The sequence below is a fragment of the Corallococcus sp. AS-1-12 genome (genome assembly GCF_020036995.1).
GTDB lineage: Bacteria > Myxococcota > Myxococcia > Myxococcales > Myxococcaceae > Corallococcus.
Map to the genome: position 1 here is coordinate 27010 of NZ_JAIQDD010000009.1, position 16877 is coordinate 43886.

The 16877-nt window shown below is 71.3% G+C and carries 14 protein-coding genes; 13 read left to right on the forward strand and 1 reads right to left on the reverse strand.

What is annotated here, in order from left to right; genetic code table 11:
• Nucleotides 1–105: 105 nt before the first annotated feature.
• From K8556_RS16905 to K8556_RS16935, 7 genes are all read left to right on the forward strand, one after another.
• Nucleotides 106–1560, forward strand: coding sequence for a hypothetical protein (locus K8556_RS16905; protein ID WP_223741113.1), 1455 nt, complete (start codon nt 106–108; stop codon nt 1558–1560).
• Nucleotides 1561–1752: 192 nt separating this feature from the next.
• Nucleotides 1753–1974, forward strand: a complete 222-nt coding sequence (locus tag K8556_RS16910) for a hypothetical protein (RefSeq protein ID WP_223741114.1) — start codon at nt 1753–1755, stop codon at nt 1972–1974.
• Between the two features lie 44 nt (nt 1975–2018).
• Nucleotides 2019–2237, forward strand: coding sequence for a hypothetical protein (locus tag K8556_RS16915; protein ID WP_223741115.1), 219 nt, complete (start codon nt 2019–2021; stop codon nt 2235–2237).
• A 42-nt stretch (nt 2238–2279) separates the two neighbouring features.
• Entirely contained in the window at nt 2280–5264 is a 2985-nt protein-coding gene (locus K8556_RS16920; RefSeq protein WP_223741116.1) for a DUF1611 domain-containing protein, read from the forward strand.
• Nucleotides 5265–5281: 17 nt separating this feature from the next.
• Nucleotides 5282–7066 (forward strand): ABC transporter ATP-binding protein, encoded by a 1785-nt coding sequence (locus tag K8556_RS16925; protein ID WP_223741117.1) that lies wholly within the window; start codon nt 5282–5284, stop codon nt 7064–7066.
• A gap of 25 nt (nt 7067–7091) precedes the next feature.
• Nucleotides 7092–7382, forward strand: coding sequence for a hypothetical protein (locus tag K8556_RS16930; RefSeq protein WP_223741118.1), 291 nt, complete (start codon nt 7092–7094; stop codon nt 7380–7382).
• On the forward strand, nt 7379–8077 hold the full coding sequence (locus K8556_RS16935; RefSeq protein ID WP_223741119.1) for a S8 family serine peptidase: 699 nt from the start codon (nt 7379–7381) through the stop codon (nt 8075–8077). The genes K8556_RS16930 and K8556_RS16935 overlap by 4 nt, the downstream gene beginning before the upstream one ends.
• A gap of 5 nt (nt 8078–8082) precedes the next feature.
• Here K8556_RS16935 and K8556_RS39500 read toward each other — a convergent pair whose 3' ends face one another.
• Entirely contained in the window at nt 8083–10680 is a 2598-nt protein-coding gene (locus K8556_RS39500; protein ID WP_304503975.1) for a carboxypeptidase regulatory-like domain-containing protein, read from the reverse strand.
• A 145-nt stretch (nt 10681–10825) separates the two neighbouring features.
• On the opposite strand from K8556_RS39500, the gene K8556_RS16950 reads away from it, so the two are divergent.
• The 6 genes from K8556_RS16950 (at nt 10826) to K8556_RS16975 (ending at nt 16874) form a co-directional block, all read left to right on the forward strand.
• Complete coding sequence (locus tag K8556_RS16950; protein ID WP_223741120.1) at nt 10826–10990, forward strand: hypothetical protein; 165 nt, start codon at nt 10826–10828, stop codon at nt 10988–10990.
• Between the two features lie 221 nt (nt 10991–11211).
• Nucleotides 11212–13374: a molybdopterin cofactor-binding domain-containing protein gene (locus K8556_RS16955; RefSeq protein ID WP_223741121.1), complete on the forward strand. Its 2163-nt coding sequence runs from the start codon at nt 11212–11214 to the stop codon at nt 13372–13374.
• Nucleotides 13375–13376: 2 nt separating this feature from the next.
• Nucleotides 13377–13862, forward strand: a complete 486-nt coding sequence (locus K8556_RS16960; protein ID WP_223741122.1) for a (2Fe-2S)-binding protein — start codon at nt 13377–13379, stop codon at nt 13860–13862.
• Nucleotides 13859–15103 carry a DUF6068 family protein gene (locus K8556_RS16965; RefSeq protein WP_223741123.1) on the forward strand — a complete coding sequence of 415 codons (1245 nt, stop codon included), beginning with the start codon at nt 13859–13861 and terminating at the stop codon, nt 15101–15103. The genes K8556_RS16960 and K8556_RS16965 overlap by 4 nt, the downstream gene beginning before the upstream one ends.
• 120 nt (nt 15104–15223) lie before the next feature.
• Nucleotides 15224–15601: a hypothetical protein gene (locus K8556_RS16970; RefSeq protein WP_223741124.1), complete on the forward strand. Its 378-nt coding sequence runs from the start codon at nt 15224–15226 to the stop codon at nt 15599–15601.
• A 25-nt stretch (nt 15602–15626) separates the two neighbouring features.
• Nucleotides 15627–16874, forward strand: coding sequence for a hypothetical protein (locus K8556_RS16975; RefSeq protein WP_223741125.1), 1248 nt, complete (start codon nt 15627–15629; stop codon nt 16872–16874).
• The last annotated feature ends 3 nt before the right edge of the window (nt 16875–16877 follow it).

Here is a 16877-nt window from a genome sequence, read left to right on the forward strand (position 1 = left end):
GCTCCCGCCCCCGTCCCACGACACTCTCACCCCCCTCGGGGTGCCTCTTGGAGGACACCTCCTCGCGTCCCACCCTCCGAGCGTCGTGGACCGGGAGGTGTGGACATGCATGCAAGGAATGGGTGTGCCCTGCTGTGGTTGGGACTGGCAGGGGTGTTGGGCTGTGGGGGATTGCCGGAGGCGGTGGAGGACGGCGCCCGCGAGGTGACGGCCCAGGCGTGCCCTCCAGGGGTGGCGGCCCGGGTGGCGACCATCATGCCCCTGGGCTCCGCGGGCTTCATGGGGGAGCTCACCCACGTCCAGGGGACGCTCTACTTCGTCACCTCCGCCTTCGACACCGGTTCGCTCCTGTGGCGCAGCGACGGCACGGAGGCGGGGACCTTCCCGCTGAAGACGTTTCCGGGGCCGCCCGGCGTCTATCAGCCCCAGAACCTGGTCGCGGTGGGCAACCGGCTCTTCTTCCAGGCCCGCACCGACGCCACCGGCATGGAGCTGTGGAGCAGCGACGGGACGACGGGGGGGACCCGGCTGGTCAAGGACATCACCCCCGGCGCGGAAGGCACCGTGATGACCAACGCCACGGAGCTCAACGGGCGCCTGGTGTTCTTCCGCTGGGTGCCGGTGCCGGGAGACGGGGCCCGGCCGGAGCTGTGGCGGTCCGACGGGACGGCGGCTGGCACGCTGCGGGTGAGGGACTTCGGCGGGCTCACGGGGCTGGGCAACGACACGTTGAAGGTCGGCAACGCGCTGCTCTTCTTCTTCTCCGAGGACACGGGCACCACGATGTGGCGCACCGACGGCACGCACGCCGGGACCACCTCCGTCAAACGGCTGGACGCGGGGAACGCCTACCTGTCGGGGGTGAGCCGCCCGGGTGAGCAGCCGTTGTTCATCCTGGAGGACGGCCCCGACTCCGAGGTGTGGAAGACGAACGGCACCGCCGCGGGCACCGTCCGCCTGGACGCCTTCGGCAGGCGGGTGCACCTGCTCGGGACGCTGGGCCCGTATGTCTACGTGACGTCCGTGGACAACCCGGTGACGAAGCGGCTGCGCATCGACCGGCTCTCCCTGGCTGGCGATGGCAAGACGGGAATCACCACCCTGCCCAACCCCTACGGCTCCGACGAGTACGCGTACCCCGCGGTGCGGTCGGCCGTGGTCTCCGGCGGCGCCATCTACTTCTTCATGAGCATTGGCAGCGACGCGCCCGTGTCCAGGGACATCTCGCTGTGGGTGACGAACGGGACGGCCGCGGGGACCCGCCAGCTCTTCGACAACCCCAGTGTGGAGTACGGGTACCGCTACCCGCTGTTCGCCACCGGCACGGGGCAGGTCCTGTTCGGCGGCGCGCCGGATCCGCTCGGGCCCGTCTTCCCCTACTTCACCCGGGGCTCCGTGGCGACGCAGGGCCGGCTGGCGGACATCCAGTTTCCGGGCGCGTTCACCCGCGTGGGCAGCCGCGTCTTCTTCACCGCCCTCACCGACGCCGACGTAGGCCAACTGTGGTCCGTGCCGGCCTCCTTCAGTTGCCCGCCAGGGCTCACCGAGGCGCGGGAGTAGGCAGGGCCGGCGCCGGGGTGGGGAGCCGCCCCGGCGTCGAGCGGTGGGTCCGGTGAGACCGTGAAACACAAATCCACGCGTCTTTCCTGACACTTCCAGGCACCCCACCCTCCCCTGGCTTGCCGGCTCCTCCGTCCCTTCCTAGGATTCAGGGCTCCGCTGATCTCCCCCTCATCCCCTGGAGTCCCCACCATGCGGTACACCCGCAAGAACATCTCCGAGCTGCTTGGCACCGTGCAGGGCAACCCCGACGTGATGGGCTTCTGGACGTCCACCATCGGCGGCTACACGTACAACATCACCCCGTCCGCGGGCGGCAACATCCTCCAGGACATCTACAACCCGAATCACCGGATCTGCGAGGACGGCGGCCAGGTGACGTTCGAGGACGCGGCGCAGATCGGCTGCTACTAGCGCCCCGCTTCGCGGTCTTCCCACGCCCCCCCCGGAGCACTCCCATGCGTTACACGCGCAAGAACGTCAGTGACCTGCTGAACGCGGTGCAGGGCAGCCCGGATGTCCAGGGCTTCGGCACCTCCACCTTCGCCGGGGCCACCTGGACGATGGTGCCCTCCTTCGGTGGCGGCGCCGTCTGGCAGAACTCCTGGACGTACCAGTGGACCTGCGAGGACGGCGGCACCGTCACCGCCGAGGACCGCTCCACGTTCGGCTGCTAGCGGCCCGCGTCTCCCCCGCCTCCCCCGTCTCGCGGTCCCCTCATGAACACGCGCCTCACCCTGATCCTCAACACCCACATGCCGCAGGTGTTGGGCGAGGGGCCCCTCTTCGATGAGCCGGAGAACTGGCTCTTCGAAGCGCTGACGGAGACGTACATCCCGCTGTTCCGGATGCTGGAGCGCTGGGACTCCCAGCGCTTCGCCGGCACGCTGGTGATGTCCTTCACCCCGTGCCTCTTCGAGCAGCTCGTCGCCTGCGAGGAGCGCTACACCGGCTATCTCCAGTTGCTGAAGCGCATCGCCACGCGCGAGCTGGAGCGCACGTCGCGGCTGGAGCTCTACAACCGCTACGAGAAGTACCCCCAGGCCCTTTCGGACGAGGCGCTCGCGCGGGTGCACCGCACCGCGGGCATGTACCTGCGGCGCGTGGAGGACAGCCTCGCGTTCCTCCAGCAGCACAGCCTGCGGGACGTGTTCGCCGCGCTGGGGCGCCATCGGCCGTCCAACGTGCAGCTCTGGACCTCCACGCCGCAGCACAACTTCCTGCCCTTCTTCCAGCCCGCCGTCGCGGACCGGCTGGTGGCGCGGGGCGTGGAGTCCTTCCAGGACGTCTTCGGCGGCGAGCCGGACGGCCTCTGGCTGCCCGAGTGCGCCTTCCAGCCGGGACTGGAGCGCGTGCTCACGCGCCATGGCATCCGCCGCACCGCGCTCAGCCTGACGGGCATTGGCGCGTCCCAGCCCCAGGACCCCAGCGGCGTGTTCCGCCACGAGGGCCTGGAGGTGCTGGTCCACGACTACCGCATCGGGCTGCACCTGTGGAAGTCGCCCGAATCCACGTTCCCCGCGCACCCGGTGTACCGCGAGTTCTTCCGGGACGTGGGCTTCGACCTGCGGCCCGAGTACTTCGAGGAGCTGGGCGTGCCCGTGCCCGCGAACAAGCGGGGGCACGTGTGGACGGGCCTGAAGTACCAGGCGGTGACGGGCCAGAAGGTCGACCTGGGCCAGAAGGCGCTCTACGACGTGGAGGCCGCCCGCGCCCAGGTGAAGCAGCACGTGCGCGAGTTCTGGGAGCTGCTGGACTCGCGCCGCGCGCTCGTGCAGGACGGGCGGACGTTCGTGCTCGCGTTCGACACGGAGCTGTTCGGCCACTGGTGGCACGAAGGCATCGAGTGGCTGGAGGGCGTCATGCAGCCCGCCGCGCCCGTCGAAGTCCAGGCCTCCCCGCCGCCGCCCGAGCCGCCGTCGCTGCCCCGGCTCTACTATTCGACGTGGGGGCGCGACTTCTACAGCGAGCACTGGCTGACGCCGGGCAACGCGTGGATGTACGCGCTCATCAAGCTGGTGGAGGCGCAGCTCCCGGAGCCGGTGGACGCGGAGACGCGCGAGACGTGGCGCCGCTTCGAGGTCTTCAGCGGCAGCGACCTGCTGTTCATGATTCCGGATCCGACGCAGCGGGACCGGGCGCGCTCCCTGTTCCTCGCGCGCTACGAGCAGGTCGTGTCGCGGCTGAAGGACTTCTCGCCGGAGCTGCTCACGTCCTTCCCGGTGGACCCCTTCAAGTGCGTGCTCATCCACGTGAGCCAGGCCGGCGGTCAGGAGCAGCCGCCGTTCCTCCTGCGCCGGCTGTCGCTGGAGGGCGTGAACACCGGGGCGCGCCGGGAGCTGACGCTCGACGCGGAGGTGCTGGAGGTCGCGGGACTGCGCGTCGCGTTCCAGTACTTCCTCCTGCACCCGCAGGGCCGCTACGCGCTGCGCGTGGAGGGCGGAGAGGCCGAGCACGTCTTCCAGATGCCGGACTACGGCGTGCCGCTGCTCATCGCGCCGGACACCCGCACCTATCCCAAGTACGACCCGGAGGTGCTGTACCAGAAGCTGGGTGAAATCTGGGAGGGCGACCAGCGGCTGCCCCTCAAGCTGAACCCCACGCTGCGCAGCCGCCACCTGTACACGCGCGCGCAGGTGATGGAGGTGCTCGCGGGCAAGCGGACCGCCGTCTTCAAGTACAACAAGGAGGGCTACGCGCTCCTGCGCTTCCGCGACCGGAGCCCGGCCCCGGCGTGCGTCGTCTTCGACGACACGGTGACGCTCAGCGACGCGGGCGAGTACATCCAGGCGGGGGAGCTGTCCGTGCCCGTGGTGAACGACCCGGCGGCCATCGCGCGCCATGACTTCGACGCGGTCGTGTTCACCTGCTCGCTCAACTTCGAGACGGAGGTGCCGCACGTCCGCGCGCTGCTGGAGGTGGCCACGCGCAGGCTGCTGCCGGTGGTGTCGCTGTACGACGACATCCTCTATTACGACCTCTTCGACGGGCTGGAGCCGGACCCTCGGCTCTTCTTCCGCGTGGCGGTGCCGGAGCAGGACGCGCTCGCGAAGCCGGCCCTGGCGGACTACGGGCCGCGCAACCTGCTGGGCGTCTTCGGCACGGACACGGTGCAGGGCAAGTTCACCACGCAGGTCTACCTGCGCGAGGCGCTGGCGAAGCACGTGCGCGTGCGCCACCACGCCACGGAGCCCACGGGCATCCTGCTGGGCTCGGACACGGGCTACTCGCGCGTGCTGCGCGTGGAGGGCCCGCAGCGGCTGGCGTTCGAGCGGCGGCTCATGGCGGACCTGGCGAAGGACTGCGACCTGGTCATCACCGGCGGGCAGAACGGCCTGCTCTACGTGCCGCAGGGCCAGGACCGCCGGGCCAACGCCTCCACGCACATCTACGAGACGTTCCTGCCGCGCCTGGTGGTGCTGACCGTGGCGGTGGACACGAAGTCCGAGGACGTCATCGCGACGCGCGAGTACGTGGAGTCGCTGGCCCGCGAGCACCAGGTGCCCTGCACGGTGGTGGGGCTGGCGATGATGGGCGGGCGCAAGCTCCTGGGCAGCCGCTGGACGGAGACGTGGTTCCTGGGCGTCCGGGACGAGGTCCTGGAGGAGGCGCGGCGGAAGATGGAGCAGCACACCGGCCTGCGCGTCCACGCCATCCCGGAGGAAGTGGACGCGCTGGCGCGGAGCGTGCTCACGCACCTGTGATGGAAGCGGGCGGCGCGATGCGGACAGAAGGGGCCCCCGGGCTGCGGCAGTCGGCGCGGTATCTCGCCGCGATGCTGCGGCTCCTGCGTCCCGCGTGGGGCTCGCTCGCGAGGAGCGCGCTGCTCGGCCCGGTCATCACCGGGCTCCTGCTCATCCCGCCCTTCCTCACGCGGCTGTTGTTCGACCACGTGTCGTCCCCGCGGGACCTGGGGCTGTTGCAAGTGCTGGTGCTGAGCATCCTCGCCGCGTCGGTGGCGGCGGCGCTCGCGGAGTCGCTGTTCGGCTACTACTCCTCCTACCTCACGGTGAAGCTGGAGGGCTCCGCCGCGCTCTACCTCTTCAACCACCTGCAGCACCTGCCGGACCGCTTCTTCTCCCGGCGGCAGGTGGGGGAGCTCACCAGCCGCTTCGACGACGCGAAGGCGGGCATGGCGCTGGTGCTGGGGTTGATCCGGCTGGTCTTCTCCCAGCTCACCTTCCTGGTCGTCATCCCCTTCACCCTGGCTTCGCTCCATTGGCAACTGGCGCTGGCGGCCGTGGCCACGCTGCCCATCGTGGTGGCGGTGCCGCTCGTCATCGGCCGCGCCATGGGGCTCGCGTGGCAGGAGGTGATGGGCGTGCACGGCGCCCTCCAGGCGCTCCAGGTGGAGACGCTGCGGCAGAGCCGCACGACGAAGGTGCTGGCGCTGGAGCCGTTCGTGTACCAGCGCGCGGCGGGGCTCATGCGCTCCGTGCTGCGGGCGCACCTCAAGGCCCACGGGGTGGAGGGGCTGCTGCGGCTGTTCGAGCGCACGGTGGAGGCCGCGCAGACGGCGCTCTTCACCTGGCTGGGCTGGCGGCTCATCCTCCAGGGCAAGCTGACGCTGGGCGGCTTCGTGGCCTTCGTGGCGTATGCCGCGTACCTGCGCGGGCCGGTCATCGAGACCATCGCCTTCGTCACCGGCCTGCAGCAGCGCGGGGTCCACCTGCGCCGCTTCTTCGAGTACCTGCACGAGACGCCGGAGCAGGACCCGGCCCGCTCGCTGACCCTGCCGGCTCCGCCGGCGCGGCGGCTCTCCGGCGGCGTGGAGCTGGAGGACGTGTCCTTCGGTTACCTGCCCGGGCAGGACGTGCTGCGCGAGGTGAGCGCGCGCATCCGCCCCGGCGCGGTGGTGACCATCGTCGGCTCCAGCGGCTCAGGGAAGACGACGCTCGCGCGGATGCTGACGCGGCTGGAGGAGCCGGGCCGGGGGCGCGTGCTGTTCGACGGACAGGACGCGCGGACGCTGGAGCTGTCCGACCTGCGCCGGCAGCTCGCGGTGGTGTGGCAGGACGTGGAGCTGTACCACGGCACCGTGCGCGACAACCTCACCCTGGGGCTCACCGGCGTGAGCGAGGAGGACCTGCGGCAGGCCGTGCGGCTGTGCGCGCTGGAGCCCGTCCTGGCCGCGCTGCCGCAGGGCTTCGACACGCCGGTGGCCGAGGCGGGCGCGAGCCTCTCCGGCGGCCAGCGGCAGCGGCTGGCGCTGGCCCGGGCGGTGCTGCGCGACGCGCCGGTGTTGTTGTTGGACGAGGCCACCTCGCAGCTCGACGTGGAGACGGAGTCCGCCATCGTGCGGGCGCTGCTCGCGAGGGCCCGGGAGCGCGGCCAGACGGTGCTGTTCATCACGCACCGGCTGGCCAACGCGCCCCTGGCCGACGAGGTGTGGATGCTCGCGGGAGGGCGGCTGGTGGGCCAGGGGCCGCACGCGGAGCTGCTCGCGCGCTGCGCGCCGTATCAGCGGCTGTTCCGCGCGGGCCTGGGCGAGGCGGACGCCGCCTGACGCGGCGGAAGGAAGGATCCCGGTCATGGCGAACGAGTTCCCACGCCCCACCTCGAAGCCGCTGCCCTCGCGGCTGCCGCTCCTGGAGGACCCGGACCACGCGGGCCTCTTCGTCGTGCGGCGCATCGGCACGCTCACGCTCCTGCTCGTCCTGGCGCTGGGCGCGGGGATGGCGCTCGCGGGTTCGCTCGTGCGCCTGACCGTGTCCGTCCCGGACGCCGTCCCGCCCCGCACGGAGTCCGTGTCGCTGGGCACCTATGTGTTCCGGCAGTTGAAGCACTGGAGCCCTTCGCGGCCGGGAGGCAGCTCGCCGTGAAGAAGGTCGGCATCATCGACAGCGGCGTGGAGGTGGCCTTCCTGCGCGAGCACGCGATGCACCTCGCGGGAGCGGCGTCCTTCTCGCTCGACCTGGACGCGCAGGTGCTGGAGGCGCGCGCCTACGAACGGGAGGAGCTGGAGGCGTGGCGGGACGGCGCGGGCACGCTGGACCTGGAGGACACGCACGGGCACGGCACGGCCGTCCTGAGCATCCTCCACGACCGGGTCCGCCCCTGGCCGGACGTGGAGGTCTACGTCGCCCGCGTCCTCGACCGGAACATCCGAGGACACTCGCTGTGCCTGGTGGAGGCGATGGGGTGGATGCTCGATGAGGTGGGCGTGGACGTGCTCAACCTGAGCCTGGGCACGGTCCACCGCGCGCTGGAGGCGTCCATGCGGGAGGTCACCGACCGCGCGGCGGCGCGGGGCGCCATCATCGCCTCCTCCGCGGGCGGGATGCCCACCCTGCCCGCGCAACTGGAGTCGGTGGTGTCCGTGGGCGACCCCGCCCTCATGGAGCGCGTGGGCGCGGACGTGAAGGTGGACCACGTCGTGAAGGAGCGGGAGGTGAGGCTCTACATGGGAGGCCGCTGGATGCAGGTGCCCATGACGACCAGCTTCGCCTGCGCGGTGGCGGTGGCCGAGGTGCTGCGCGACGGGCCTCCGCCGGGATGGCGGCGCAAGCAGGGCTGAGCGCCTCAGGGCGTGGGCTGCGTCACCTCCAGGGCGACGTCGCCCAGGTCCAGCTCATCGCCCTCCTTCAGCTTCAGCGGCCGGCGCAGCCGTCCCTGGGACGGGCCGCCCTGGATGACGAGGACGCGCTCCCCCGCGCGCACGCCACCGAGGAAGAAGCGGCCCTCCGCATTGGGGATGTGCTCCGGGGAGGACGGCTCGCCTTCGATGAAGATGAACGCATCGGGGACGGGCGCCTTCGTGGCCGCGCTCACCACGCGGCCCCGCACGGAGGCAGGCGCCGTCACGGGGAGCTCCACCTCGAGCACCGCGCCCGTGCCGGGAGACACCAGGGCCTCGCCGACGGAGCCGTCCACCGTGCGCGCCATCAGCTTCACGGGCTCGGGCGGAGCGTCGCGCAGCTCGAAGCGGTCGCCGGAGAACTCAAGGGGCCCCGTGCCCCTGGGGAGGAAGCCCTTCTGGAGCTGGAGGGTCAGGGTGAAGCCCCGGACGGGCTCACCCTTGCGCACCACGCGGCCGCGAAGGAAGGCCGAGGGCCGCAGCCGCACGACCACGTCCCGGTCGGCCGTGACGGACACGGGCTCGCTCGAACGTCCGCCGTTGCGCGCGCTCAGCAGCACGCGACGCGCGGCGGAGCCTCCGCCTCGGGAGAGAGGGATGGCGAACCGGCCCTCGTCATCCGTGGGCGTCATGGACAGGGGGATGCCCGGCTCCTCCGGCGCCGCGAGGGTGATGACGGCGCGGGGCGAGGGCGAGCCATCCGGCTCCAGGACGACGCCCCGGTATTCGTTCGCGTCGCGCTTGTCCTCCCAGGTGAACTCGACCTGGGTCGTCCTTCCCGCGTCCACCCGCACCTTCTGCTGTGGGCCCGGGTCGAAGCGGCCGCGCGCCGTGAGCAGGAGCATGTAGTCGCCCGAAGGGAGCACCATCCGGAAGGCACCTCGCGCGTCCACGACGACCTGGCCCAGGCCTGGAGTCACGCCCTGCCGCATGTCCTCCGCCAGGGCCGTCACCTCCATCATCGCGTCCGGAAGCGCCCCCCGGGCCGCGCGCACCTGGCCCTCCAGGGTGCCCGTGCCGTCCAACGTGAAGTCCGCCTGGACGGTGCGGTTCGCCTCCACGAAGACACTCTGGCGGACGCCCGTCGTCGCCCCCTCATGGCGCGCGGAGAGGGACAGGAGGCCCGCGGCGAGCCCCTCGATGCGGTAGCGGCCCTCCGTGTCGGTGCGGGCGTCGATGGCACTCGCCTCCGTCTCATCGCGCGCGATGCTGACGCCCGAGACCCGGGCCGCGGCCACCGGCGCGCCGTTCCGGTCGCGAACCTGGCCCTCCACCGTGCCGGTGCGCGCGAGCTTGAACTCCACGGGGAAGCTCTCGCCCTGGTTGACCGTCAGGCCCCAGCGGGTGGCGGGCGAGAAGCCCGGGGCGGTGACCTTCGCGTCGTAGCTGCCGGGAGCGAGCCCTCGCACGACGAAGTGTCCCTCGTCGTCCGACACGGCGACGCCGGGGTCCGCGTCTCCGCCGGAGAGGCCGACCTCGACGCGCGCTCCGGCCACGGGCGCGCCCTCGGACTTCTCCAGGACACGGCCCTCCAGCACCGCGCCCGGCCCCAGTTGGATGCGCACGTCGCGCACGGTGCTGCCCGCGACACAGAGGACCGGCAGGTCGAGCGCGCCGGACTCCTCGCCGCGCCGCGCGGACAGCAGGTGGGAGCCGGGCTCCACCTCCACGGAGAAGCCGCCCTGCGCGCCGGTCGTCACGCTCTGGGAGGGATTGCCCTCCACCCGCACCTCGGCGTTCGCGGCGGGCAGGCCCTTCGAGTCCACGACGAAGCCCTCGATGACGCTCGCCAGCCGGAACGCCAGCGTCAGCGGGCCTTCCGCGGGGATGCGCAAACGGCTCAGCACCACGCGTGCGTAACCGGGGGGCCGCGCCTCCAGCAGGTAGGTGCCCGGGGCGAGGCCGTCGACGCGGAAGTTCCCGCGCTCGTCGCTCATGGCGTAGACGCGCTCGTCCTCAGGAGCGTCCGCGCGCTGCCAGACCTCCAGCTCGCGAGCGTGCGCCGTAAGAACGACCTCCACGAGTGGCAGCGGCTCATTCGTTCCACGCACCACCGTGCGGCCCGTGAGCGATTGCGCGGGCTCCAGGGAGATGCGCAGCGCCGTGCGTGGCTCACCGAGAGGGCGGACCGCCTCGCGCAGCAGGGGTGCACGGTCCGGAGCACGCACCGCCACGAGATAGCGGCCAGGACCGGCGGCGATGCGGACGTGCCCCGTCGCATCCGTGAGGCCAGAGCCCGTCAGCGTCCAAGCCCGAGCCCCCTGCGAATAGAGCCGCACGGTGGTTCCGGCCGAAGGCGTGCTCCCGGCGAGGACCTCCACGTCCAGGACGCCATCCGCTTCGTTCGGGGACTGCGACGTCGGGAGCCCTTCCACGGGTTCGGAGCGCTCCCGTGTGGGCGCGAGATTCGAGGGGCGACTCCGCGAGGGCGTGGCCGCCCCGTTCTCCGCTGGGGTGACAGGTCCGCCGGAGCGCAGCGCCCAGAACAGCACGAGGCCGCACGCGACCAGGACCGCCACCCCACCGATGAGCCACCCGCGCATGACCGCCGTCCTCGCCTCCCTGGGGACACCGGCCACCAGTATCCCCCGAAGCCGCGTGCGCGTCCCGCTCACACGACCTCAAGCGCCAGGACGAAGCAGACGGGAGCGGACCCCGGACTCCTGGCGCTGGAAATGGGGCCACGGCGTGACCCACGATGACGCCATGCTCCTGAAGCACCTCTACAGAATCAGCCTGGAAGAGCCGCCGTATTGGTGCTTCTTCATTGGCGTCGGCCGGGAGACGGACAACATGCTCGAAGGGCTTCGCACTGTCTGGAGAGGACCTGAGGCCACGGCCTTCTTCACCTGATTGAGAAGCGAGCCACGGGCCAGTCAGATCCACCGTGGCAACGGCGTGCCACTCCGCCCCGACATCCGTCTCCCGCTCCACATGGAGGCTGCCCGGGCAGCGCGTTGAACGCGTCCGGACTGACGCTCCATTCGACGTGTTTCCGCGCACCAGGTGACAGGTGCCGCACAGGGCTTGCCAGGTCGTTGGGCCCGCCCGTGGCCGCGTGACAGACTTCCTCCATGGCTGACACGCTGCCCACGGACACAGCCGCTCCTCCCAGCGGCCTGGACCGCCGCAGGTTCCTCACGTGGCTGGTGGCCTCGCCCACGTTGATGGTCGCGGCCCGGCTCGCGCTCGACGTCCCCTCCGCCGAAGCGTCGGAGCCTTCGACGGCCCCGGAAGAGACACCGCTCAACCTCTACGTCGCCCTCCGGACCGACGGGCGCGTCGTCGCCACCCTGCCCCGCACGGAGATGGGCCAGGGCATCACCACCGCCATCGCCATGCTCGTCGCCGAGGAGCTCGACATCGGCCTCGATGCCGTGGACGTGCACACCGCCGACGCGGATCCGCGCTGGCTCATCCAGCTCACCGGCCTGTCGTCGACGATGCGCTACCTGGCCGGTCCGCTCCGCGCCGCCGCCGCGGAGGCCCGGGCACGGCTCGTCACCGCCGCCGCGCACCGCTGGCGGGTGCTGGCCCTCACCCTCTCCACCGCGCAAGGCGAGGTGCGCGCTCCCGATGGCCGCAGGCTCGGCTACGGCGAGCTGGCGGAGGACGCCGCGCGCGTACTGCTGCCAGAGGTCTCTCCGCTGCCGAAGCCCCCGAGCCAGTACACCGTGGTCGGGCAGCCCACGGGGCGCGTCGACGCACGGGACATCGTCACCGGCGCGGCGCGCTTCACCCTGGACCTGGACCTCCCGGACGCCGTGCCCACGGTGGTGGCGCGGCCTCCCACGCTGCTCGGCAAGGTCCAGTCCTTCAACGCCTCCACGGCCCGGGCGATGCCTGGCGTGGTGGGCGTGGTGCAAATCCCTTCAGGCATCGCGGTGTCGGCGCGGACGTTCTCGCAGGCCTTCGCTGCTCGTGACGCCTTGCAGGTCACCTGGACCCCGGGCCCGGCCAGCCACCTCTCCGACGCCGGCATCCGGACCCGGCTGCGGGACGCCATCGGCCCCCGGCCGCTGCCTCCGCTGCTCACGACCCGGGTCGTGGAAGGCCGCTTCGACTTCCCCTACCTCGCGCACGCGCCCATGGAGACGCAGAGCTGCGTGGCGCGCGTGACGGCGGACAGCGCGGAGGTCTGGTCCGGCGTCCAGGATCCGAAGTTCGCGCGGAGCCAGGTCGCCGCGGCGCTCGGGTGGGCGCTCACCCCGCAGCGGGTCACCGTGCATCCCATCCGCGCTGGCGGTGGCTTCGGCCGGCGCTTCTTCACCGAAGCCGCCGTGGAGGCCGCGCTCATCTCGCGCTCGCTCGGGCAGCCGGTGAAGTTGATGTGGAGCCGCAACGACGAGATGCGCCACGGGCACTACCGGCCCGCGAGCCACCACCGCATCCTCGCCTCGCTGGGCCCGGGCGGCTCCATCCTCGGCTGGCAGCACCGCGCCGCCATCCCCACCGTGGAGTTCCCCCACGGCTTCGGAGACCTCCTCACCTCCCTGCTGGGGCAGGCCCTGCCAAACGTCACCAGCGCGGTGTTCTTCGCGCTGACCCAGCACGTCCCCTACCAGTTCGGCTGGGTGGCGCAGGAGCTGGCCGAGGTGCCGCTTCCGATCCCCACCGCGTCCTTCCGCTCCGTCTTCACCAGCCAGGTGGGCGTGGCGAACGAAATCTTCGTCGACCAACTGGCCCGCGAGCTCCAGCGAGACCCCGTGGAGCTGCGGCGCTCCCGCCTCACGTCCCGCAGGCTCAAGGCCGTGCTGGAGCGGGTGGTGCTCGAAGGCGCCTGGGGCCGCGCGCTGCCTCCCGGCGTCGCGCAGGGCGTCGCCGTGCTGGAGGAGTGGGACAGCGCCATCGCCCACCTCGTGGAGGTGGACGTCACGTCCGGGACGCCGCGCGTGCTGCGCGTGGTCATCGCCGCGGACGTGGGCCTGCCCATCAACCCCAAGGGCATCGAGGCCCAGCTCCAGGGCGCCGCGATGGACGCCATGTCCACCACGCTGAGCGCCGGGCTCCACATCGACGCGGGCGCCGTGCGCGAGGGCAGCTTCGCGGACTACCGGTGGCTGCGGATGAAGCACGCCCCCGCCTCCATCCAGGTGCACCTGGTGCGCTCCGACGACCGCGTGGGCGGCGTGGGAGAGCTGGGCTACCCCAGCGCGGCGGCAGCCCTCGCCAACGCCATCGCCCGGGCGACGGGCGCCATGCCCACGCGCTTTCCCATCCTCGACGAGGGAGCCTGACCATGCCGGCCCATTCCTTCCTCCTCAACGGCCAGCCGGTGTCGGTGGACTCGCCCGCGGACCTGCCCCTCTTGTGGGTGCTCCGCGACGTGCTGGGCGTCACGGGGCCCAAGTACGGCTGCGGCGTGGGCGTTTGCGGCGCGTGCACCAGCCACCTGGACGGTGAAGCCTTCCGTCCCTGCGTCCACCCCGTGGGCGACGTGGCGGGCCGCGAGGTGAAGACCATCGAGGGCCTGGCGGACGCGTCCGGCCTGCACCCCGTGCAGGAGGCGTGGATCGCCGAGGACGTGGCCCAGTGCGGCTTCTGCCAGCCGGGGCAGATCATGGCCGCGGTCGCGCTGCTGCGAAGCAACCCCCAGCCGACCGACGCGGACATCGACGCGGCCATGAGCGACAACGTCTGCCGCTGCGGCACCTACGTGCGCATCCGCGCCGCCATCCACCGCGCCGCCCTGCTGCTGCGGAACGGAGCCGGCCCAAGACCATGACAGACAGAGAGCCCCCCCGGCCGCGCTTCCTCCAGGTCCTCCTCCTGCTGTGCGCGGTGCTCGCGTCAGGCCCCGCCTGCGTGGGCATGAAGCCCGTTCCCCTGCCGCCGGAGGCCGCGGCCTCGCCGTGGAAGTACGCCCGCGTGGGGGACCGCGTGGAGTACACCTTCAACGGCACCCTGTTCGACCCCTACGTCCCGTTCGACATGAAGGCCTTCTTCGAGGGGAAGATCCGCGAGGAGCCCCCGGGCCGGACGAACACGGTCGAGGGCCGGATGGCGGTGGAGGTCGTGGCCGTGAGGCCACCGTGGGCCTGGCTCGCCATCACCTTCACGGATGACCGGGGCCGCCCCCACCCGCATCGCGCGCTCACGAAGGCCCACGTGCTGCCCATGCGCATGGAGGCGTCCCAGCCGCGCCCGCCCATCCAACTCCGGGGCGATGACGTCACCGAGGAGCGGTTCTCCGCCGCGGGACGCACTTGGGATGCATGGCGCTCCGTGCACGACACCCGCGTCAGCGATGGCTCACGGGACGTGCTCGTCTACGCGTCAGTGCCCGGGCCGCTGTACCTCACCCAGGGGCTGCTCGAAGCCAGCAGCGCCCCCGCGGGGATGGGCGTCACCGTCTCCACCCAGCTCAAGCTCCACTCCTTCCGCCAGGGCACCCTCGAGCCGGGCGACGTGCCCACCCTGGAACATCCCCTGGGCCCGGGCACCTGGTACGACATGGTGACGGAGGCGGACAGCGAGTCCCCGAAGCTGCACCGCGCCTGCATGAGCGCGGAGGCGGGCCAGGTGCTGACGACGACGTGGACGGGCGCCCCGGGCGCGGCGCCTCCCTGCGGTGATTTCCAGGGCGCGGTCAGCGCCTCGCTGGGCATGGGCCTGTTCGGCTTCATCACCCAGGCCGCGACGGTGTTCCCCTGGTGGCCGCCCGTCCTGGGAGAGCTCAAGCCCGTCCGGCAGGAGACGGTCACCCGGGGCTCGCACACGGTCCCCACCACCGTCTGTACGCAGCAATGGGCCCGGCAGGACGCCCTCGGCGGCTCCACGGCCCAGGAGGTCCGGTACGCGGTGGACCCCTGGGGCAGGGAGCTCGACGGCCTCTCCAGCTTGATCCGCTTCGCGCCGCTGTACGACGGCACCTTTCACGTCCCGGCCCAGGGTCCGCGCAAGCGGGAGTACTCCACCGCCCTGGAGGACTGGGGCGTCTGGTGGGAGCAGCGCCCCCAACGCTGAAGCAGGCCTGGCGGCTCGACTCCCATGCGGGCAGGCGGGCATGCTGCACGCCGCTGAGTCCCCTTCTCGTGGACTGTTATGGCGGAAGTCGGGCCGGTCCCACACCGAAAGGACAGGAACATGGCGCAGCACGGACAGCGTGTCGGTCTCTTCATGGCGCTCACGATGGCGGCGGCCCTGCTGGGCGCTCCCGCGCACGCGGCGGACACGGCGAAGAAGCCGAAGCCCTCCCCTTCCGCGAAGGCGGATGGCGGGGTCGAAGGAAAGGACGCGGGCACCGCCGCCACGCCGGAGAAGGACGCCAGCGCGTCCCAGGGCGCGGGCCGCTGCACGGGCAAGGCGAACTTCTGCGGCGTCTTCTCCCAGATGTACTGCAGCAGCCAGCCTGGATGTGCCTACATGTTCGGGTCCAATATGTGCGGCGGCGTGGCCATCGCGTGCGAGAAGGCCACCAACGAAGCCTTCTGCAAGAAGATCAAGGGCTGCTCCTGGAAGTAGCCCGCACCCACGGGGAGGGGACGCCATGCCGAAGCGCGAACTCGACGAAGGCATCGACACCGCGACCCTTCCCCGCGTCTCCATCCTGTTCATCCCCTTCGACGCGGCGAAGAAGTTCTACAAGGCCAACACGGCCAAGGGCGTGAAGGGGCTGAGCGCGACGTTGGATGACACGGGGATGCGGGTGGACGGGGCGAACCTCGCGAACCCGTTGGTCCCCAGCATGGCCTCCAGCGCGTTCCTCCAGGGGCCGGACATCGCCGCGAAGCTCGCGGACATCGTGCGGCAGGAGTGCGACCTCATCCGCAACATGCACGTCCGCGATGAGGACTACGACGACAACCTCCAGTCCTGGCTGGAGAGCAACGGCCCCCAGGCGGCGGACTCGTCCCGGTGGAGCGACCGGCGCAAGAAGCGCATCGAACGGAACCTGCGCGGCTACAAGCACTACCCCGTCTTCATCTTCCTGTCGGAGAACCCCACGGGCTCACCCTTCCCGGACCGCATCGACGTCCCCGGCCTGGGCATGTCCTACGTCCGCAAGCACCTGATTGACGACGCGACGGTGAAGGGCATCAAGCACGTCAACGAGATCGCCCTCTACCTGCGCGAGGACATCAATGGGCAGTTGGACAACGTGAAGGAGGACGGCTTCTACCTGGAGGCCAGCACGCTCACGCGCAAGACGGCGTCCCTCCAGACGAAGCTGAAGGCCAAGGACGAGTACATCCTCAAGGTGACGCTCGGGAACCGGTATGGCCATTCGGTGACGGTGGCCGGGGTGCACCTGCGCGCGTCACTGACGGGCTCCAATCCGCACGAGCGGCAGGTGGAGCGCAATGCCTTGCAGGCCTTCTGCAAGTCCGAGGGCATCCAGGTGATGGTGGGGGACTTCAACATGGACCTCCAGGAGACGGCCCAGGGGAGCCGGGGCGTCTTCTTCGACGGTCAGCCGGGGACGCAGCCCACGTACATGCTGGCCCACAAGAGCACGGAGGCCATCCCGCTCTTCCAGCAGCAGTATTCGAACTCCGCCGGCAACGCCCACTACATGGGCTACTACCAGGCGGACACGGAGGACCTGGAGCTGGTGGGTCCCGGCATGTACGGCCTGATGGGCGCCAGCGGCTCCCGGCACCTGAGGTCCGAGGGCAAGTACTACTCGGACCATCCGTCCATCTACCTGGAGGTGAAGTCCACGCGCCTGACCGACGAAGCGCGCGACAAGATCTTCCGGCGGAAGATCCTCCGCATCGTGCGGCCCAAGCAGTAGGGC

Coding starts and splice junctions, on each gene's coding strand:
- K8556_RS16925 (WP_223741117.1), top strand. CDS start 5,282: ATGCGGACAGAAGGGGCCCCCGGGCTGCGGCAGTCGGCGCGGTATCTC.
- K8556_RS39500 (WP_304503975.1), bottom strand. CDS start 10,680: ATGCGCGGGTGGCTCATCGGTGGGGTGGCGGTCCTGGTCGCGTGCGGC.
- K8556_RS16930 (WP_223741118.1), top strand. CDS start 7,092: ATGGCGAACGAGTTCCCACGCCCCACCTCGAAGCCGCTGCCCTCGCGG.
- K8556_RS16905 (WP_223741113.1), top strand. CDS start 106: ATGCATGCAAGGAATGGGTGTGCCCTGCTGTGGTTGGGACTGGCAGGG.
- K8556_RS16975 (WP_223741125.1), top strand. CDS start 15,627: ATGCCGAAGCGCGAACTCGACGAAGGCATCGACACCGCGACCCTTCCC.
- K8556_RS16965 (WP_223741123.1), top strand. CDS start 13,859: ATGACAGACAGAGAGCCCCCCCGGCCGCGCTTCCTCCAGGTCCTCCTC.
- K8556_RS16970 (WP_223741124.1), top strand. CDS start 15,224: ATGGCGCAGCACGGACAGCGTGTCGGTCTCTTCATGGCGCTCACGATG.
- K8556_RS16920 (WP_223741116.1), top strand. CDS start 2,280: ATGAACACGCGCCTCACCCTGATCCTCAACACCCACATGCCGCAGGTG.
- K8556_RS16955 (WP_223741121.1), top strand. CDS start 11,212: ATGGCTGACACGCTGCCCACGGACACAGCCGCTCCTCCCAGCGGCCTG.
- K8556_RS16915 (WP_223741115.1), top strand. CDS start 2,019: ATGCGTTACACGCGCAAGAACGTCAGTGACCTGCTGAACGCGGTGCAG.
- K8556_RS16960 (WP_223741122.1), top strand. CDS start 13,377: ATGCCGGCCCATTCCTTCCTCCTCAACGGCCAGCCGGTGTCGGTGGAC.
- K8556_RS16910 (WP_223741114.1), top strand. CDS start 1,753: ATGCGGTACACCCGCAAGAACATCTCCGAGCTGCTTGGCACCGTGCAG.